General features: G+C 59.1%; 15 protein-coding genes. 6 read left to right on the top strand and 9 right to left on the bottom strand.

Features of this window, described 5'->3' with window-relative positions; translation table 11 throughout:
- The gene (locus ACZ5FP_RS12555) at window positions 1-1,296 is read right to left on the bottom strand and encodes an NAD(P)/FAD-dependent oxidoreductase (protein ID WP_464660502.1); all 1,296 of its coding nucleotides are present in this window, start codon (window positions 1,294-1,296) and stop codon (window positions 1-3) included.
- Between the two features lie 52 nt (window positions 1,297-1,348).
- Window positions 1,349-2,242: an AraC family transcriptional regulator gene (locus ACZ5FP_RS12560; RefSeq protein ID WP_464660504.1), complete on the bottom strand. Its 894-nt coding sequence runs from the start codon at window positions 2,240-2,242 to the stop codon at window positions 1,349-1,351.
- A 19-nt stretch (window positions 2,243-2,261) separates the two neighbouring features.
- Between ACZ5FP_RS12560 and ACZ5FP_RS12565 the strand changes: the two genes are divergently transcribed.
- Window positions 2,262-2,669, top strand: coding sequence for a DUF2000 family protein (locus tag ACZ5FP_RS12565; protein ID WP_464660506.1), 408 nt, complete (start codon window positions 2,262-2,264; stop codon window positions 2,667-2,669).
- A gap of 8 nt (window positions 2,670-2,677) precedes the next feature.
- Here the strand turns inward: ACZ5FP_RS12565 and ACZ5FP_RS12570 are convergent, their stop codons facing one another.
- Window positions 2,678-3,115 carry a YqaA family protein gene (locus tag ACZ5FP_RS12570; RefSeq protein WP_464660508.1) on the bottom strand — a complete coding sequence of 146 codons (438 nt, stop codon included), beginning with the start codon at window positions 3,113-3,115 and terminating at the stop codon, window positions 2,678-2,680.
- Window positions 3,116-3,146: 31 nt separating this feature from the next.
- Window positions 3,147-3,674 (bottom strand): single-stranded DNA-binding protein, encoded by a 528-nt coding sequence (locus tag ACZ5FP_RS12575; RefSeq protein ID WP_464660510.1) that lies wholly within the window; start codon window positions 3,672-3,674, stop codon window positions 3,147-3,149.
- 435 nt (window positions 3,675-4,109) lie between these two features.
- Here ACZ5FP_RS12575 and uvrA point away from each other — a divergent pair, with 435 nt between their 5' ends.
- From uvrA to glnA, 4 genes are all read left to right on the top strand, one after another.
- Window positions 4,110-7,031, top strand: coding sequence for an excinuclease ABC subunit UvrA (uvrA, locus tag ACZ5FP_RS12580; RefSeq protein ID WP_464660512.1), 2,922 nt, complete (start codon window positions 4,110-4,112; stop codon window positions 7,029-7,031).
- A gap of 78 nt (window positions 7,032-7,109) precedes the next feature.
- Window positions 7,110-7,910, top strand: a complete 801-nt coding sequence (locus tag ACZ5FP_RS12585; RefSeq protein ID WP_403174712.1) for a DUF72 domain-containing protein — start codon at window positions 7,110-7,112, stop codon at window positions 7,908-7,910.
- Window positions 7,911-8,168: 258 nt separating this feature from the next.
- Window positions 8,169-8,507 carry a P-II family nitrogen regulator gene (locus ACZ5FP_RS12590; RefSeq protein ID WP_008123000.1) on the top strand — a complete coding sequence of 113 codons (339 nt, stop codon included), beginning with the start codon at window positions 8,169-8,171 and terminating at the stop codon, window positions 8,505-8,507.
- 73 nt (window positions 8,508-8,580) lie between these two features.
- Complete coding sequence (gene glnA / locus ACZ5FP_RS12595) at window positions 8,581-9,990, top strand: type I glutamate--ammonia ligase (RefSeq protein WP_223613278.1); 1,410 nt, start codon at window positions 8,581-8,583, stop codon at window positions 9,988-9,990.
- 442 nt (window positions 9,991-10,432) lie between these two features.
- Here glnA and ACZ5FP_RS12600 read toward each other — a convergent pair whose 3' ends face one another.
- The 3 genes from ACZ5FP_RS12600 to crcB all read right to left on the bottom strand — a co-directional run bounded on the left by ACZ5FP_RS12600 (window position 10,433) and on the right by crcB (window position 12,712).
- Complete coding sequence (locus ACZ5FP_RS12600; RefSeq protein ID WP_464660515.1) at window positions 10,433-11,227, bottom strand: ATP12 family chaperone protein; 795 nt, start codon at window positions 11,225-11,227, stop codon at window positions 10,433-10,435.
- Window positions 11,228-11,308: 81 nt separating this feature from the next.
- Complete coding sequence (locus ACZ5FP_RS12605; RefSeq protein WP_403174733.1) at window positions 11,309-12,298, bottom strand: RluA family pseudouridine synthase; 990 nt, start codon at window positions 12,296-12,298, stop codon at window positions 11,309-11,311.
- A 36-nt stretch (window positions 12,299-12,334) separates the two neighbouring features.
- Window positions 12,335-12,712, bottom strand: coding sequence for a fluoride efflux transporter CrcB (gene crcB, locus ACZ5FP_RS12610; protein ID WP_464660517.1), 378 nt, complete (start codon window positions 12,710-12,712; stop codon window positions 12,335-12,337).
- Between the two features lie 205 nt (window positions 12,713-12,917).
- Here crcB and ACZ5FP_RS12615 point away from each other — a divergent pair, with 205 nt between their 5' ends.
- Window positions 12,918-14,696 carry a glucan ABC transporter ATP-binding protein/ permease gene (locus ACZ5FP_RS12615; protein ID WP_223613274.1) on the top strand — a complete coding sequence of 593 codons (1,779 nt, stop codon included), beginning with the start codon at window positions 12,918-12,920 and terminating at the stop codon, window positions 14,694-14,696.
- A 91-nt stretch (window positions 14,697-14,787) separates the two neighbouring features.
- Here the strand turns inward: ACZ5FP_RS12615 and ACZ5FP_RS12620 are convergent, their stop codons facing one another.
- Window positions 14,788-16,098 carry a replication-associated recombination protein A gene (locus ACZ5FP_RS12620; protein WP_426136876.1) on the bottom strand — a complete coding sequence of 437 codons (1,311 nt, stop codon included), beginning with the start codon at window positions 16,096-16,098 and terminating at the stop codon, window positions 14,788-14,790.
- A gap of 17 nt (window positions 16,099-16,115) precedes the next feature.
- The gene (locus tag ACZ5FP_RS12625; RefSeq protein ID WP_374042635.1) at window positions 16,116-17,543 is read right to left on the bottom strand and encodes a DegQ family serine endoprotease; all 1,428 of its coding nucleotides are present in this window, start codon (window positions 17,541-17,543) and stop codon (window positions 16,116-16,118) included.
- Window positions 17,544-17,638: the final 95 nt, after the last annotated feature.

Below are 17,638 nucleotides of genomic sequence, written 5' to 3' on the forward strand. Positions count from 1 at the left end.
TCATTTCAGGTGATCTTCCTCAGTCGCGTCCTTCTGCGTGATCAGACGGGCGCTGCGCGTGCCGCTGACGGAAATCCACAGCCAGCTCATGGCCACGGCAAGACGGTTGCGCACGCCGATGAGGAAGTAGATATGGGCAAGTCCCCATAGCCACCAGGCGACATAGCCCTTGAGCTTGATCCAGCCGAAATCCGTCACCGCCGCGCGCTTGCCGATCGTTGCAAGATCGCCCGCATGGCGATAGCGGAAAGGCTTTGGCGCAGCATCGCCGGCCAATCGCGCCCTGATGGTTTTTGCCACATGGATTCCCTGCTGCTTGGCAGCGGGCGCAATGCCGGGAACCATACCCTTGCCGCCATTTTTGACCGTTGCCGTATCGCCGATGACAAAGATATCCGGATGCCCCGGAGCCGTCAGATCGTCGTTGACGGCAACACGCCCTGCCCGGTCCGCCACCACGTCGAGCCATTTTGCCGCCGGAGAGGCTTGGACACCTGCGGCCCAGATGATCGTCGCCGCGCCGACAAATCGCCCGGCATATTCCACGCCATCCGCCGTGCAGCTTGTCACCGGATTGCCCAGATGCACCTGCACGCCGAGCTTTTCGAGCGCCCGCTGCGCATAGGCGGAAAGGTCAGGCGCGAAGGCGCCAAGCACGCGCTCCCCGCCTTCGATCAGGATCACCCGCGCCGTGGCGGGATCAATCGCCCGGAATTCACCTTTCAGCGTATCCCTTGCCAGGTCGGCAATGGTTCCGGCGATTTCCACACCCGTCGGCCCGGCGCCGATGATGACGAAGGTCAGCAATGCCGCCCGGCGCGCCGGATCTGGCTCGCGTTCGGCCTTTTCAAAGGCGGTCAGAATACGCCTGCGGATCGTCGTGGCATCTTCGAGCGTCTTCAATCCCGGCGCAAAGGGCTCCCAATCGTCATGCCCGAAATAGGCATGGCGGGCTCCTGTCGCCAGCACCAGCGTGTCATAGGGGATGACCTCGCCATCGGCGGTCGAAATGGTGCGCGCAGCTGTATCCACACTTTCAACAGTTCCAAGCAATGTCTTGATATTGCTGTATTTCCGCAGGAGATGCCGGATAGGCCAGGCAATTTCCGACGTCGCCAGCGTCGATGTGGCGACCTGATAGAGCAGCGGCTGGAAAAGGTGGTGATTGCGCTGGTCGACCACGGTGACGGCGACATCCGCATTGCGCAGGGAATTGGCGGCTTCCAGCCCGCCGAATCCGGCACCGACGATAACCACCCGGTGCAAAGCGTTCGATGATGTCATGGTGTCTGTCATGGCAGGCTCCTTGAGCACATGTGCTGATCACCTACCATGATTGACGCAAAGGTCAAAGCTGCCGGCTCGCCGTGGTCAGCGCGGCCCACCGTCCGGGTGTGATGCCATAGGCTTTCTTGAACTGCCGGTTGAGATGGCTCTGGTCGGTAAATCCGGTTTCCAGCGCGATTTCCGCCAGCGGCACGCCCAGTTTCATCAGATCCTTCGCGCGCTGCAGGCGGCGCATCAGCAGGAAGCGATGCGGGCTCGTGGCATAGAGGGCGCGGAAGTGCCGCGACAGCGCATAACGGTCAAGGCCGCTGACGGCCTCCAACTCCCGCGAGCGCACCAGCCGCAGGGCATTGTCCGCAAGATAGTCGCGGGCCATGCCCGCCTGGCGCGCTGCAGGCCTGCCCATCGGTTTCAACGGCTGCTTCGCGTGGCGCGCCAATCCCAACGTCAGCCGCGATACGATGTCATCCACCAGCAGTTCATCCATTTCCGCATCGGGATTGCCGAACGCGGCGGATATGGCCGAGACAAGCGGCGCATCGGAAAAAACCGGCTCCCGCACGAAAGGCAGCGCGGCCTGATTGCCGCCAAGCGCCGCGATGGCCAGGGCCGGCTCGAGATAAATCATCCGGTAACGCAAGCCGTCCTCGGTGCCTGCCCCGCCATCATGCACCTCGTCGGGATGCAGAACCATGATGTTGCCGGGAAGGCTTTGCCGTTTTTCCCCGCGATAGCGGAATGTCTGGACGCCGTGCAGCGTCACGCCGATGGCATAGGTATCGTGCCGGTGCGGTTCGAAGGCATCGCCGGTGAAACGCGCTTCCATGCGTTCGACACCCGGATTGGATGGCGCCGACAGGATGGCATCGTGCGCCGGACGCTCGCACAAACGTCCAAGACCGCGCAGCACTTCCTCTTTTAGATTTTCACCCGGCATCCGGCAGACTCGATCCATGAATGGAGACCTAGATTTGGTGTTTGATACGAAAATTACAATTGTCGTGCGTGACGATCTTGCGACATGGCAGAAACTCAACGTCTCGTCGTTCCTGGCAAGCGGCGTTGTCGCCCAGTCCCCAGGATTGATCGGCGCCCCCTATATGGATCGGGCCGGCCATCATTATCATCCCTTGCCCATCCAGCCGATGATCGTGCTCACGGCGGATCAGGCAACCCTGTCGGCCATCCACCGCCGCTCGCTCGAACGCGAGGTCAAATCCTGCCTGTATATCGAGGAGATGTTTTCAACCGGATATGATCAGGCCAATCGCGCCGTGTTTGCCCGGTTTGCACCGGATGATGCGAAGGTTGTCGGCATTGCACTGCACGCGGAGAAGAAGATCGTCGACAAGATCACCAAGGGCGCCAGGATGCACCCGTAACACCGGCGCTACCAGCCGGATACAAGCGCGAATACAACGAGATACCGTACAGTCTTGGCAATGGAGACCAAGAGCACAAAACTCCAGAGCGGCTCGCGCAACACCCCGGCAATCAGCGTCAGCGGATCGCCGATCACGGGTGCCCAGCTCAACAGCAGGGTCCACTTGCCATAGCGCTGGTACCAGCCCGTGGCACGGTCGAGCTGTGCCTCGCTCGCCGGGAACCATTTGCTGTGGCGGAACTGATCGATCCCGCGCCCGAGCAGCCAATTGACCACCGAGCCAAGGACGTTGCCCACGCTGGCAACGGCGATCAATGCGACGGCCGGATAGGAATGCGAGAGCAGCAGTCCGGCAAGCAGCGCCTCCGACTGCATCGGCAAAATGGTTGCGGCCGCAAAAGCGGCCGCGAACAATCCGGCGTACACGCCCAGATCAACAAGCATGATCAAACCGGCAATGACTTACAGAACAGGCTCAGAACGGGATCTCGTCGTCGAGATCGCGCGAGAAATTGCCACCTGCATTGCTGCCGCCACTGGACGGCGAAGCGCTGGAACGGCCGAAATCCGAACCATAATCGCCATTGTCGGAGACCTGGCCCCGGCTCGAATTGTCGAACGAGCGGCCGCCGCCAGAACCGGCACCCTCGCCGCGTGAATCGAGCATCTGCAATTCACCACGGAACTTCTGCAGGACGATTTCCGTCGAATAGCGGTCATTGCCGGTCTGGTCCTGCCACTTGCGGGTCTGCAGCGCGCCTTCCAGATAAACCTTCATGCCCTTCTTGAGGTACTGTTCAGCCACCTTGGCCAGGTTGTCGTTGAAAATGACGACGCTGTGCCATTCGGTCTTTTCCTTGCGCTCGCCGCTGTTCTTGTCGCGCCAGCTTTCCGAGGTGGCAATGCGCAGATTGACCACCGGATCGCCTGAACCGAGACGCCGGACTTCCGGATCAGCGCCAAGATTACCGACCAAAATTACCTTGTTGACACTGCCAGCCATAAAAATACTCCACAAAATTAGCTTTTCGATTTGGCGCCATCATACAGAAGCCGCTCATTGCGCGGGCAACTGTCTGGCTCTATCCACAAAATACTGCTCGCCCCGACCTTCAATGCCGCCAGCCTCCTGACAATTCAGTGGCAACTGACACTCTCCTGACAAATCTGTCAGTAGGCTTGCACGCGCACTTATCCGTTCACTGCCCTTATCCCGTATCAGTCTGGCTTGTCAGGCACGGAACTCCCGGATTTTACGCCGGTTTTACCCCGCCTGCAATATTTGTTCTTTTTTTGTTCTATCACTTGCTCTATGGATGTCAACATGGCTATGGTGATTCCAACCCAGGTACGGCCTCGCAATCTGCTGGAAACTTTCTAAATAAGGGAAAGACTCCGGCCAGCGAGCCAGTTCCTCCCCCATAACGGCGTGACAGTCATGAGCGATCAGAAATTTATATCCATTCGTGGTGCCCGCGAACACAATTTGAAGAACATCGACCTCGATCTGCCGCGCGACAAGCTGATTGTCATGACCGGCCTGTCGGGATCGGGCAAATCTTCGCTTGCCTTCGATACCATCTATGCGGAAGGCCAGCGGCGTTATGTCGAGAGCCTGTCGGCCTATGCCCGGCAGTTTCTGGAGATGATGCAGAAGCCCGATGTCGACCAGATCGACGGCCTGTCTCCGGCCATATCCATCGAGCAGAAGACGACGAGCCGCAACCCGCGCTCCACCGTCGGCACCGTCACGGAAATCTACGATTATCTGCGCCTGCTCTATGCGCGCGTCGGCATCCCCTATTCACCGGCAACCGGCCTGCCGATTGAAAGCCAGACCGTCAGCCAGATGGTGGACCGTGTTCTGGCACAGGATGAAGGCACCCGCCTGTTCATCCTCGCTCCCATCGTGCGCGGCCGCAAAGGCGAATACCGCAAGGAACTGGCCGATCTGCAGAAGCGCGGCTTCCAGCGCGTGAAGGTCGACGGGATATTCTACGAGATCGCCGACGTTCCGGCCCTCGACAAGAAATATAAGCATGACATCGATGTGGTCGTCGACCGCGTTGTCGTCCGTCCGGACATCTCCGCACGTCTGGCGGACAGCCTTGAAACCGCGCTCAAGCTCGCCGACGGCATTGCCCTGGCGGAATTCGCCGACAAGCCGCTGCCCGCCGACGAGACATCCGGGGAATCGGCCAACAAATCCAAGAACGAAACGCATGTGCGTTTGATGTTCTCGGAAAAGTTTGCCTGCCCGGTTTCCGGCTTCACCATTGCCGAAATCGAACCGCGCCTGTTCTCGTTCAACAATCCGTTCGGCGCCTGTCCGACCTGCGACGGTCTCGGCACCCAGAAGGCCATCGATCCCAACCTGATCGTGCCCGATGAAAGCCTGACGCTGAAGAATGGCGCCATTGCCCCGTGGTCGAAGTCGAGCTCGCCCTATTACAACCAGACATTGGACGCCCTGGGCAGCAGCTACGGCTTCAAGCTGGGCGACCGCTGGCGCGACATCAATGAAGACGCGCAAAAGGCCATTCTATACGGCACCGGCAGCCGCGAGGTGCATTTTTCCTATGATGACGGCTTGCGCTCCTACAAGACGACGAAACCGTTCGAAGGCGTCATTCCCAATCTGGAGCGCCGCTGGAAGGAAACGGATTCGGCCTGGTCGCGCGAGGAAATCGAGCGCTTCATGTCCGGCACGCCCTGCCCGGCCTGCGGCGGCTATCGCCTGAAGCCGGAAGCGCTGGCGGTGAAGATCGGCGGCCTGCATATCGGCCAGATCACGGAAAAGTCGATCCGCCATGCGGATGCCTGGTTCAGTGACATCGACAAGAGTTTCAACGACAAGCAGACGGAAATCGCGGCACGCATCCTCAAGGAAATCCGCGAGCGCCTGCGCTTTTTGAACGATGTCGGCTTGGATTACCTCGCCCTGTCGCGCAACTCCGGCACGCTGTCGGGCGGCGAGAGCCAGCGCATCCGGCTGGCGTCGCAGATCGGCTCCGGGTTGACCGGCGTGCTCTACGTTCTGGATGAGCCGTCCATCGGCCTGCATCAGCGCGATAACGAGCAGCTTCTGAAGACGTTGCGGCATCTGCGCGATCTCGGCAACACCGTGATCGTGGTCGAACACGACGAAGACGCGATCCTCACCGCCGACTATGTCGTCGATATCGGACCGGCTGCCGGCATCCATGGCGGTGAAATCATCGCTTCCGGAACGCCAGCCGATATCATGGCAAGCCCGAAGTCGCTGACCGGCAAATATCTGTCCGGCGCCATCGAGGTGGCCGTGCCGTCCGAACGGCGCAAGCTGAACAAGAAGCGCATCAAGATTGTCGGCGCGCGCGGCAACAACCTGAAGAATGTGTCGGCGGAAATTCCGCTTGGCACCTTTACGGCCGTGACCGGTGTTTCCGGCGGCGGCAAATCCACCTTCCTGATCGAAACCCTGTTCAAGTCGGCGTCGCGCCGCATCATGGGGTCGCGCGAGCAACCGGCAGACCACGACCGGATCGACGGCCTGGAATTCCTCGACAAGGTCATTGATATCGACCAGTCGCCAATCGGCCGCACGCCGCGTTCCAATCCGGCCACCTATACTGGCGCCTTCACCCCGATCCGCGACTGGTTTGCCGGTCTGCCCGAGGCCAAGGCGCGCGGCTATCAGCCGGGCCGGTTCTCGTTCAACGTCAAGGGTGGCCGCTGCGAGGCGTGCCAGGGCGATGGCGTGATCAAGATCGAGATGCACTTCCTGCCCGATGTCTATGTCACCTGTGACGTGTGCCACGGCAAGCGCTACAACCGCGAAACACTGGAAGTGCTGTTCAAGGGCAAATCGATTGCCGATGTGCTCGACATGACGGTCGAGGAAGGTGCGGAGTTCTTCGCTGCCGTTCCGGCGGTACGCGACAAATTGCAGACGCTGGCAAAAGTCGGCCTTGGTTACATCCATGTCGGCCAGCAGGCCAATACGCTGTCCGGCGGCGAGGCCCAGCGCATCAAGCTCGCCAAGGAATTGTCGCGCAAGGCAACCGGACGCACACTTTATATCCTCGACGAACCGACAACCGGCTTGCATTTCCATGATGTGGCCAAGCTTCTTGAAGTGCTGCATGAGCTCGTCGACCAGGGCAATACCGTGGTGGTGATCGAGCACAATCTCGAAGTCATCAAGACGGCGGACTGGGTCATCGATCTTGGCCCCGAAGGTGGCGATGGCGGCGGCGAGATCGTTGCCGTCGGGCGTCCCGAGGATATCGTGGCCGAGCCGCGCTCCTATACCGGCAGGTTCCTGAAGGAACTGCTGCAACGGCGACCGGGCAATCGCGCCCAAGCGGCGGCGGAATAACAGACAAACCCGCCGGAAACGGCGGGTTTTGTTTATGGGCCGGTTTGAATGAATACGGATTGACGGGAGGACACCATCATGACCGCAAGCGGAACGATCAGAACAGGTATCGGCGGCTGGATTTTCGAACCCTGGCGCGGCACCTTCTATCCCAAGGGCCTGTCGAAGGCCAAGGAGCTCGAATATGCCGGGCAGCACCTGAGTACGATCGAGATCAACAGCACCTATTACGGCACCCAGAAGCCGGAAACCTTTGCCAAATGGGCAAGCTCGGTGCCGAACGGTTTTATTTTCTCGGTCAAGGGCAACCGGTTCGTCACCAATCGCCGTGTTCTGGCGGAGGCCGGCGAGTCGATGGAACGTTTCATCAAGTCCGGCATCGCCGAACTTGCCGACCGGCTGGGGCCACTGCTCTGGCAGTTTGCCCCGACCAAGAAATTCGATGCCGAAGATTTTGGCGCCTTCCTTGATCTCCTGCCGGAGAAGGAAGGCGGTATTGCCCTGCGTCACGCAGTCGAGGTGCGCCATCCCTCGTTCATCGATCCCGATTTCATCGCGCTCCTGCGCCAGAAGAATGTCGCCGTGGTCTATGCCCATCATTTCGACTACCCCGAGATCGCCGATGTGACCGCCGATTTCGTCTATGCCCGCCTGCAGAAGGGCGACGATGCCGTCGAGACCGCATATCCGGCCAAGGAGCTCGATCAGTGGGCGGAGCGGGTTAAACTTTGGGCAAAGGGCGATGCGCCGGATGACCTGCCCCTAGCCGCTCCCTTGGTCAAACCGGACAAGCAGCCACGCGATGTTTTTGCCTATTTCATCCATGAGGGCAAAGTGCGCGCGCCGCAGGCAGCCCAGGCGCTGAAGGACCGTCTCTGACGAGAGGCAGGTCAAGTCGAAGGCCATGCAGCATAAAAAACAGGCAGATTGATTATAATTTAATCAGAGCTGCCTTTTTCTGAATGTTTGTTGTCATCGCTAAATCATAGGGAGTTCAGAAAACTCCCCGCTCTGTCATCGGTAAAATCCCATTCCTCGAATAAATTCGCTTTAGGGGTCGACTTGGCATGCTTCCTGCTTTTTGTTGTGCAAGCGGGCAAGAGGTCCGCTCGCCATACATAGGGAGTTTATTCTCTGATGAAGAAAATTGAAGCCATCATCAAACCATTCAAGCTGGATGAGGTGAAAGAGGCACTGCAGGAAGTGGGGCTTCAGGGCATTACCGTGACGGAAGCCAAGGGTTTTGGCCGCCAGAAAGGCCATACGGAACTGTATCGCGGCGCTGAATATGTCGTCGACTTCCTGCCAAAGGTGAAAGTCGAGATCGTTCTGGGCGACGAGTCTGTCGAAGCAGCCATCGAGGCGATCCGCAAGGCCGCACAGACCGGCCGTATCGGCGATGGAAAGATATTCGTTTCCAACATCGAGGAAGTCGTGCGTATCCGTACCGGTGAATCCGGTATCGACGCCATCTAGTCCTGCTATCCCATTGCCGGTGCTCCCGCACCGGCCCATCCGCTATCATCGTCGCTGAACAAGGAAAATTGACATGACGACTGCAAAAGACATTCTCAAACAGATCAAAGACAATGATGTAAAATTCCTTGACCTTCGCTTCACGGATCCGAAGGGCAAGCTGCAGCACGTGACGATGGACGTTGCCGAAGTCGACGAAGACATGTTTGCCGATGGTGTCATGTTCGATGGTTCCTCCATTGCCGGCTGGAAGGCCATCAACGAATCCGACATGGTTCTCATGCCTGACACCGACACGGTGCACATGGACCCGTTCTTCGCGCAGTCGACCATGGTCATTCTCTGCGACATTCTCGACCCGATCTCCGGCGAAGCCTACAACCGCGACCCGCGCGGCACCGCCAAGAAAGCCGAAGCCTACATGAAGGCGGAAGGCGTTGGCGACACCATCTTCGTTGGCCCGGAAGCTGAATTCTTCGTCTTCGACGACGTGAAGTACAAGGCCGATCCGTACAACACGGGCTTCAAGCTCGACTCCACCGAACTGCCGTCCAACGACGACACCGACTACGAAACCGGCAACCTTGGCCACCGCCCGCGCGTCAAGGGCGGTTATTTCCCGGTTCCTCCAGTCGATTCCTGCCAGGACATGCGCTCGGAAATGCTCACGGTTCTGACCGAAATGGGCGTTCGCGTTGAAAAGCATCACCACGAAGTGGCGGCGGCACAGCACGAGCTGGGCATCAAGTTCGACGCCCTCACCCGCAACGCCGACAAGATGCTGATCTACAAGTACGTCGTGCATCAGGTTGCCAATGCCTATGGCAAGACAGCCACCTTCATGCCGAAGCCGATTTTCGGTGACAACGGCTCGGGCATGCACGTGCACATGTCGATCTGGAAGGATGGCAAGCCAACCTTCGCCGGCAATGAATATGCCGGTCTGTCAGAAAACTGCCTGTTCTTCATCGGCGGCATCATCAAGCATGCCAAGGCCATCAATGCCTTCACCAACCCGTCGACCAACTCCTACAAGCGTTTGGTCCCAGGTTACGAAGCTCCCGTTCTGCTGGCCTACTCCGCCCGCAACCGTTCGGCGTCCTGCCGTATTCCGTTCGGCTCCTCGCCGAAGTCGAAGCGCGTTGAAATCCGCTTCCCGGATCCGACAGCCAACCCCTATCTCGGCTTTGCCGCAATGCTGATGGCAGGCCTCGACGGCATCAAGAACAAGATCCATCCCGGCCAGCCGATGGACAAGGATCTCTATGATCTTCCTGCCAAGGAACTCAAGAAGATCCCGACCGTCTGCGGTTCGCTGCGTGAAGCGCTCCAGAGCCTCGACAAGGATCGCGGCTTCCTCAAGGCCGGCGGCGTGTTCGACGATGATCAGATCGACAGCTTCATCGAGCTGAAGATGGCCGAAGTGATGCGCTACGAAATGACCCCGCATCCCGTCGAATACGACATGTACTACTCGGTCTGACGGGACCGGTCTGTCGACAGGGAAACCCCGGGCTTGCCCCGGGGTTTTTCATTAGACCAAGGTATGGTCTTTAAAATTCGCGGAAGAATGATATATTTGCCTTGGAGTGAGAGGCGAGCTTTCGCCCGCCTCCCTCTTCCTAGATGATGAATCGAACCCGGAGCAAGATTTGCCAGCCTGTCCGGGTTCTTTTCATTTCCAGGGTGATGACAAGCGGTTTAAACCACATCGCTTCACCTCCAAGTTCAAAGGCAAGGCCATTGCCATGGTCGGAAGGCCCATCTTTCCGACGCGCTGCTGGCACAGCGCATCCTGCTTCGCCCTTGAAACCCTGTATTGAAATTATTGCGCTCAGTTTTGGTGAAAGCAATAAACGTACAGTTGAATCAACGCGATACGGGAAAGTTCTGATAGATCTTGGATGAAAATTCGGCTTCTTTGATTAAGAGCCGGAGAGCGCCTGAAGCACCTTCACGGCGGCGATCATCTCGCGCTCACGCAAAGCCCGCCGGGCTGATGCTTCCGCATCTTCGCCCCACTGCTCGATGGTCCAGTCTTCATCGACATGCGCCAATGTCCAGGCTTCATCGCCGGTAATACGGCCCTTTGCCACGGCAAGCGCCAGAATGGCTGATCCGGTCAGAGTCGTGATCGTGTGCAGGGCGGCAACGGTAAAGGCATCCCTGAATTGTCCGAGATGCACGCCGAGCGCGGCAAGCGTCTCGCGCGGCTGTTCCACATGCATGACGCCCTCGGCAAGGACGAAACGTGCGCCGAGATCGGAGGCGGCCCAATCGATAATGGGATCCCAGAGTTCCGTCTGGCGCTTGACCAGCCGTTCGGGCGAACCCGCGCGGTAGCACAGCATGTCCGAGGAGGCGAAACGCAGCACGTCCTCCAGCACGACCTGGGGATCGCTGACAATGCCATCGATCGCCGTGTTGGCGAGACGAGTAGCGGGCATGCGCGCCGGGACGATATCCTTGTCCTGTGCCGCGAATTCATCGGCAATCATCTGCGCCAAAGCGCGGTTTGGCAGCAGCAGATCCTGCCGTGCCGGCGTCTTGACGCGTTTGCCATCCAGTTCAACGGCAAACTGACCATCCCGCTCCACAACCGCTACTGCGTTGTAAAACCGTTTGGGAAACGGCAGGTTCGACTGGACCTGCGCCCGGCGCACGGGATCTGCATCCGACGGACCGTCCGGCGTGTCCATGTTGAAAACGTCATTGTTCATCGTCATCGTCCGTATACCTTGCCGGATAGCTGCAACCGCCGATTTTCCCGGCCGACAGTCACATCTTGCAATCGGCCTGTTCTAGTTCTCTTCGTCGCCGTCACTTTCGTCGAGACCCAGAAGGTTCCACGTCTGCACCATATGCGGTGGCAGTGGTGCCGTGACATCGATGATCCCGCCCGACGGATTGGGAATGCGGATGCGGCGCGCGTGCAGGTGCAGGCGGTTCTGGATGCCGCCGGGGAAAGACCAGTTGGTGTCGGCCTCGAAATATTTGGGATCGCCGATGATGGGGCAGCCGATGTGGGCGGCATGGACGCGCAACTGATGCGTACGGCCCGTATAGGGCTCCATTTCCAGCCAGGTCAGCACCTGCCCGGCGGATTCGATGACCCGGTAATAGGAAACCGCATGATCGGAGTCCGGTTCCCCATGCTGGGCAACGCGCATCCGGTCGCCATCGGGCGTTGTTTCCTTGACCAGCCAGGTCGTGATCTTGTCCTCGCGCTTGCGTGGAATACCCTTGACCAGTGCCCAGTAGGTTTTCTTGGTCTCGCGCTCGCGGAACGCCGCGGTCAAAGCCTGCGCGGCACCGCGCGTGCGCGCAACCACGAGAACGCCCGACGTATCACGGTCAAGCCGGTGCACAAGCCGGGGTTTTTCACCCTTCTTGTTGCGCCAGGCTTCCAGCATGTCGTCCACATGGCGATTGACGCCGGAACCGCCCTGCACCGCCAGACCAGCCGGCTTGTTGAACACGAAAACCTTGGGATCTTCGTAGAGCAGCATCTGGGAGAGAACGTCACCATCTTCCCGGCCGCGAATGCTCTTGCCGGTCAGGTGCTGGCCTTCGGCCTTGGCGTCCACCTGCAATGGCGGAATGCGCACGGTCTGGCCAGCCTGCAGGCGCGTATCGGACTTGGCGCGCGAGCCATCCACCCGGATCTGCCCGGACCGCAGCAATTTCTGCAGGTGTCCGAAGCCCAATCCCGGATAATGTACCTTGAACCACCGGTCGAGGCGCATTTCCGCTTCGCCGGTGTCAACTGTCTTCTGCTCTACCACTGCCATAAGTCATACCTTGTCTAATCAGGCATGCGCTTAGCACTAAGCGAACGCTCTTGCGAGCCATAATCCGAAAAACAACGCCCCAATGCTCAAGATGACGCTCGCAAGCACATAAATCAGCGTGAAAAGTGCTTCTCCGCGGTTCCACAGCAGCGCAGCGTCGAGCGAGAACGAGGAAAAGGTGGTGAAGCCTCCCATAATGCCAACCGCAACAAACAGGCGCAGCTCGGTGGAACCGTTGAAACGCCGGGCCAGAAGCTCAATGAACAGGCCCATCAGCAATCCGCCGGCCACATTCACGGTCAGCGTTCCCCAGGGAAAAGCCATGCCAAAAATCCGGGTCATCAGCACGCCGACGAGATATCGGGCAACCGAACCGATAGCTCCGCCTGATGCAACCAGTAATATTGCGTTCACTTTGCCTCACCTCCGGCAGTTTATTCTATGAAGTCAAATATTTGACTCATCACGGGACGTTAACAAACGTAGAAAAATGTTCCTTGAACAGACGCGGAACTGACACAACTTTAGAGCATTGAATATTGCAGCGCACAAGCACCTCATGCAGAGTCAAAAATTGAGGAATGTGCGCAGAAGCGGGCATAACGAGCGGAGTGGCAAAGTGTCATTGATACAGATCTATTGGAAATCTCTCCAATATCTTGGGGCGGAAAAGCGTGCAACCACGTTTATCTGCCTGGTCAACGTTGCGTTGGCCCTGACCATGCTGTTTGAGCCCGTACTTGTGGGCCGCGTCATTCAGGCCATCTCGACCAAGACAGCCATATGGCCGCCTCTGAGCCAGCTGGCTGGTGTTGGTTTGTTCCATATCGTCGCCAACGTTCTGGTTTCGCGTGAAGCGGACCGGCTTGCGCATCGCCGCAAACTGTCGGTGCTGACGGAATCGTACAACCGCGTGATCAGCATGCCGCTCGCCTGGCATCATCAGCGCGGCACATCCAACGCCATGCACACCCTTCTGCGCGCGATTGAAACCCTGTTCAGCCTCTGGCTTGAATTCATGCGCACGCACCTTGCCACCACCGTTGCTCTGGTCGGACTTGTTCCGCTGGCTTTGGCCCAGGATTGGCGCCTCGCTTCGGTTCTGGCCGTGCTTGGCGTCATCTATGTCATCGTCAGCCGCGTTGTCACAGCCAAGACCAAGGATGGTCAGGCGCAGGTCGAGCGTCATCATATCAAGGCATTCAGCCACGTCACCGACTCCATGGGCAATATCTCCGTCCTGCAGAGTTATAACCGCATCGACGAAGAAACCCGTGCCTTGCAGTCCTATACAAAGCAGTTGCTGGATTCGCAGTATCCGGTTCTCAACTGGTGGGCTCTGGCTGCCGGTATCAACCGCATGGCCTCCATCATTTCGATGGTCGTCATCCTGTTCCTCGGCTCCTATTTCGTCATGCACAACCAGATGAATGTCGGCCAGGTTGTTGCCTTCACCGGCTTCGCCGCCCTGCTCATCGGCCGTCTTGACCAGCTCAGTGCCTTTGTGAACCAGATCTTTGCTGCCCGCGCCAAGCTGGAAGACTTCTACGAAATGGAAGATTCCGCCGCCTACCAGGCCGAACCGAAGGCCGTGCATGACCTCGACAACATCAGCGGCGAAGTCGAATTCCAGAACGTGTCGTTCGAATTTGCCAAGTCCACACAGGGCCTGAAGAATGTATCGTTCAAGGCGAAAGCCGGCCAGACGGTCGCCATCGTCGGTCCGACAGGCGCAGGCAAGACGACGCTGATCAACGTTCTGCAGCGCGTCTACGATCCCAAGGAAGGCCGTGTGCTTGTCGATGGCATCGATACGCGCACGATCAGCCGCCGCTCGTTGCGCAATGCAATCGCCACGGTGTTTCAGGATGCAGGCATGTTCAACCGCAGCATCGAGGAAAACATCCGTGTCGGCCGTCCGAAGGCTTCGGACGAGGACGTTGCGGCAGCGGCAGCAGCAGCCGATGCCAGCGACTTCATCCTGTCGAAGTCAGCCGGTTTCGACACGATGGTTGGTGAACGCGGTTCGCAGCTTTCCGGCGGTGAACGCCAGCGTGTTGCCATTGCCCGCGCCATCCTGAAGGATGCACCGATCCTCGTTCTCGACGAGGCAACCAGTGCGCTTGACGTCGAAACTGAGGCACGCGTTAAGGCGGCGGTCGACAAGCTGTGTCAGAACCGCACGACCTTCATCATCGCCCACCGCCTGTCGACGGTTCGCGACGCTGACATCGTGCTCTTCATGGATCACGGCGAGATCGTCGAGTCCGGCAGCTTTGACGAGCTGGCACATCAGAACGGCCGCTTCACGGCGCTGCTCAAGGCCGGCGGCCTGAAGCTGGATGATGACACGGCAAACGTCACGCCCTTCCCGCGCAAGCCGCCGGAAGCCGCCTAAGCCTGAAGATGATCAACCCGATAAAAAGGCCGCTTCAAATGAAGCGGCCTTTTTCTTGATTCCAGCCGGACCGGAAAACGCCAGGCGCGGCCTATTCGCCGCGCTCGACCCTCAGCCGGTTCCAGTATTCGATCCGTTTGCGGATTTCGCGTTCGAAGCCCCGCTCGGGCGGATTGTAAAAGGTCTGGCGGCCAAGCGCGTCGGGAAAATAGTTCTGCCCGGAAAATGCATCCGGCTGGTCGTGGTCGTAGGCATACCCCTTGCCGTAGCCCTCGCCCTTCATCAGCTTGGTCGGCGCATTCAGAATATGCTTGGGCGGCACAAGCGAGCCGTTTTCCTTGGCCGTGCGCATGGCCGCAGCAAACGCCGTATAGACCGCGTTCGATTTGGGAGCTGTCGCCAGATAGACGCAGGCCTGCGCCAGGGCGAGTTCGCCCTCCGGTGAACCGAGATAGTCATAGGCATCCTTGGCCGCATTGCAGATGACCAGAGCCTGCGGATCGGCGAGCCCGATATCCTCACTTGCCATCCGCACCAGACGCCTGCCGATAAACAGCGGGTCTTCCCCCGCATCGAACATGCGGCAGAGATAATACAGCGCCGCATCGGGATCGGACCCGCGCACGGATTTGTGCAGGGCCGAGATCAGATTGTAGTGCCCGTCCTGCCCCTTGTCATAAACAGGGGCGCGGCGCTGCACGATCTGCTGAACGCGCTCGACATTGAAGATTTCGCCCGTGCGGGCCGCGCGCCACACTTCCTCGGCCAGTGTCAGGATCGCCCGGCCATCGCCGTCCGCCATGCGCACCAGGCTCGCCCGCGCCTCGTCGTCCAGAGGCAGCGGCTTGCCTTCATGTTCCTCGGCGCGCTGCATCAGCGCCATCAGGCTGGCTTCGTCGTGCGGATGAAACACAAGGACGCGCGCACGGGACAAGAGAGCGGCATTGAGCTCGAAGGACGGGTTTTCCGTGGTCGCACCCACGAGCACAATCGTCCCGTCCTCCATGACAGGCAGAAAGGAATCCTGCTGGGCACGGTTGAAGCGGTGAATCTCGTCGACGAACAACAGGGTCTGGCGGCCCGACATTTTGCGGGCGCGGGCCATGTCAAAAACCTTCTTCAGGTCGGCGACGCCGGAAAAGATGGCCGATATCTGTTCGAAGGCAAGATTGGTCTCACCCGCAAGCAACCGCGCCACGGTGGTTTTACCCGTTCCGGGCGGTCCCCAGAAAATCATCGAACCCAGCGAGCCGGATTCGATCATGCGCGTCAGCGCGCCTTCCGGTCCGGTCAGGTGCTCCTGGCCGGTGACTTCGCCAAGCGAGCGCGGACGCAAACGGTCAGCAAGCGGCCTGCTCCGGTCCGAAGCCGGATCCTCCTTTGCTGCAAACAGATCCGTCATTGTCCCATCTGCCTCATCTATCGAATGATCTGCCGGATGATTGCGCCATCCCGCTCGAACTCAAAGCGCCACAGGACCGGCTTGGTTGCCATCACCGTCGCCAGATCGGCGGCGGTCGCAATATCACGACCATTGACCTTGCGCACGATATCGCCGGGCTGCAAGCCGATCCGCGCTGCCGGCGTATTGGCAAAAATCTTTTCCACCGCAACGCCGGTCGTTTCCGCCGACAGGTGCAGTCTTGTCGCGCTGCTGGGCGTGAGTGTGATGACCTGCGCGCCGGAAAGCGGATTCTTGCCCTGGATCACCGTCTTGTTGGCGGGATCGTCCGGCCGCGGCTTTTCCAGAACGAGGGAAATCACCTTCTCCTTCGACCGGCTCAAGACATTGAGCTTGACGGTCTTGCCGATCCCGGCGGTCGACAGGCGATAGCCCAGGCCGTCGAAATTCTCGATGCGGAAATCATCAACCGCCAGAATCACGTCACCAACCTGCAGTCCGCCCTTCTCAGCCGGTCCATCCTTGGCAACGTTCGTGACAAGCGCGCCATAGGGCTGCTTCATGCCTAGGCCTTCCGCCACATCGGATGTCACGTTCTGGAAGGTCGCACCTATGTAAGGGCGCTCGAACTTGTCTCCGCCCTGTTTGGCCGTTTCAACCACGGCCCGCACCATGTTCGATGGGATGGCGAAACCGATGCCTACCGAACCGCCGGAGCGGGAAAAGATCGCCGTGTTGATGCCGACAAGCTTGCCGTCCATGCCGATGAGCGCGCCACCGGAATTGCCGGGATTGATCGCCGCATCCGTCTGGATGAAGAAATCAAAATCCGAAATCCCCACCCGGGTACGCGCCTGCGCCGAGACGATGCCGCTGGTGACGGTCTGGCCCACGCCAAAGGGATTGCCGATGGCAAGAACCAGATCACCCACCTCAACCTTGTCCGAATCCGCCAGCTGCAGGATCGGCAATTGCTCTCCGGCCTCGATCTTGAGGATGGCGAGATCCGTCGATTCATCCTTCAGGAGAATGCGCGATTCAAACTCGCGGCCATCGGAGAGGGCAATCTTGACCGTTTCCGCATCGCGGATGACGTGGTTGTTGGTGACCACGATGCCCGAGGCGTCGACGATAACGCCGGAACCGAGCGATGACTGGATGCGCGGCGGGCCATTGAACTGGCCGCCAAAGAACTGCTCGAAAAACGGATCACCGGCAAAAGGCGAACGCTGCTGCACTTCCCGCGCCGCATAGACGTTGACGACCGCTCCGGCAGTCTGCTTGACGAGCGGCGCAAACGACAATTGTGTATCCACACGTGATGCCGGAACCTGCTTTGCCGTATCAGCCGCCGTCTGCGCATGCACCGGGACGATCATGGCGGAAACGAGTGCGGAGGTGACGAGCAGCGCCCGGGCCGATTGCGCGATTTTGGAACAACTCATGTCGATCTCCCGAACTGATGAATCAGTGAAACGTGTTAACCCAATGTGCTGAATTTCAACGCGGATACCAGCCATGAAACAAAGCAAATTTGAGA

Source organism: Phyllobacterium sp. T2-21, from assembly GCF_055378485.1.

Bases quoted from the DNA above. Each gene is read 5' to 3' on its own strand.
- ACZ5FP_RS12570 (WP_464660508.1), bottom strand. From the start codon at position 3,115: ATGCTTGTTGATCTGGGCGTGTACGCCGGATTGTTCGCGGCCGCTTTT.
- glnA (WP_223613278.1), top strand. From the start codon at position 8,581: ATGACGACTGCAAAAGACATTCTCAAACAGATCAAAGACAATGATGTA.
- ACZ5FP_RS12575 (WP_464660510.1), bottom strand. From the start codon at position 3,674: ATGGCTGGCAGTGTCAACAAGGTAATTTTGGTCGGTAATCTTGGCGCT.
- ACZ5FP_RS12560 (WP_464660504.1), bottom strand. From the start codon at position 2,242: ATGGATCGAGTCTGCCGGATGCCGGGTGAAAATCTAAAAGAGGAAGTG.
- uvrA (WP_464660512.1), top strand. From the start codon at position 4,110: ATGAGCGATCAGAAATTTATATCCATTCGTGGTGCCCGCGAACACAAT.
- ACZ5FP_RS12585 (WP_403174712.1), top strand. From the start codon at position 7,110: ATGACCGCAAGCGGAACGATCAGAACAGGTATCGGCGGCTGGATTTTC.
- ACZ5FP_RS12555 (WP_464660502.1), bottom strand. From the start codon at position 1,296: ATGACAGACACCATGACATCATCGAACGCTTTGCACCGGGTGGTTATC.
- ACZ5FP_RS12600 (WP_464660515.1), bottom strand. From the start codon at position 11,227: ATGAACAATGACGTTTTCAACATGGACACGCCGGACGGTCCGTCGGAT.
- ACZ5FP_RS12605 (WP_403174733.1), bottom strand. From the start codon at position 12,298: ATGGCAGTGGTAGAGCAGAAGACAGTTGACACCGGCGAAGCGGAAATG.
- ACZ5FP_RS12620 (WP_426136876.1), bottom strand. From the start codon at position 16,098: ATGACGGATCTGTTTGCAGCAAAGGAGGATCCGGCTTCGGACCGGAGC.
- ACZ5FP_RS12590 (WP_008123000.1), top strand. From the start codon at position 8,169: ATGAAGAAAATTGAAGCCATCATCAAACCATTCAAGCTGGATGAGGTG.
- ACZ5FP_RS12625 (WP_374042635.1), bottom strand. From the start codon at position 17,543: ATGAGTTGTTCCAAAATCGCGCAATCGGCCCGGGCGCTGCTCGTCACC.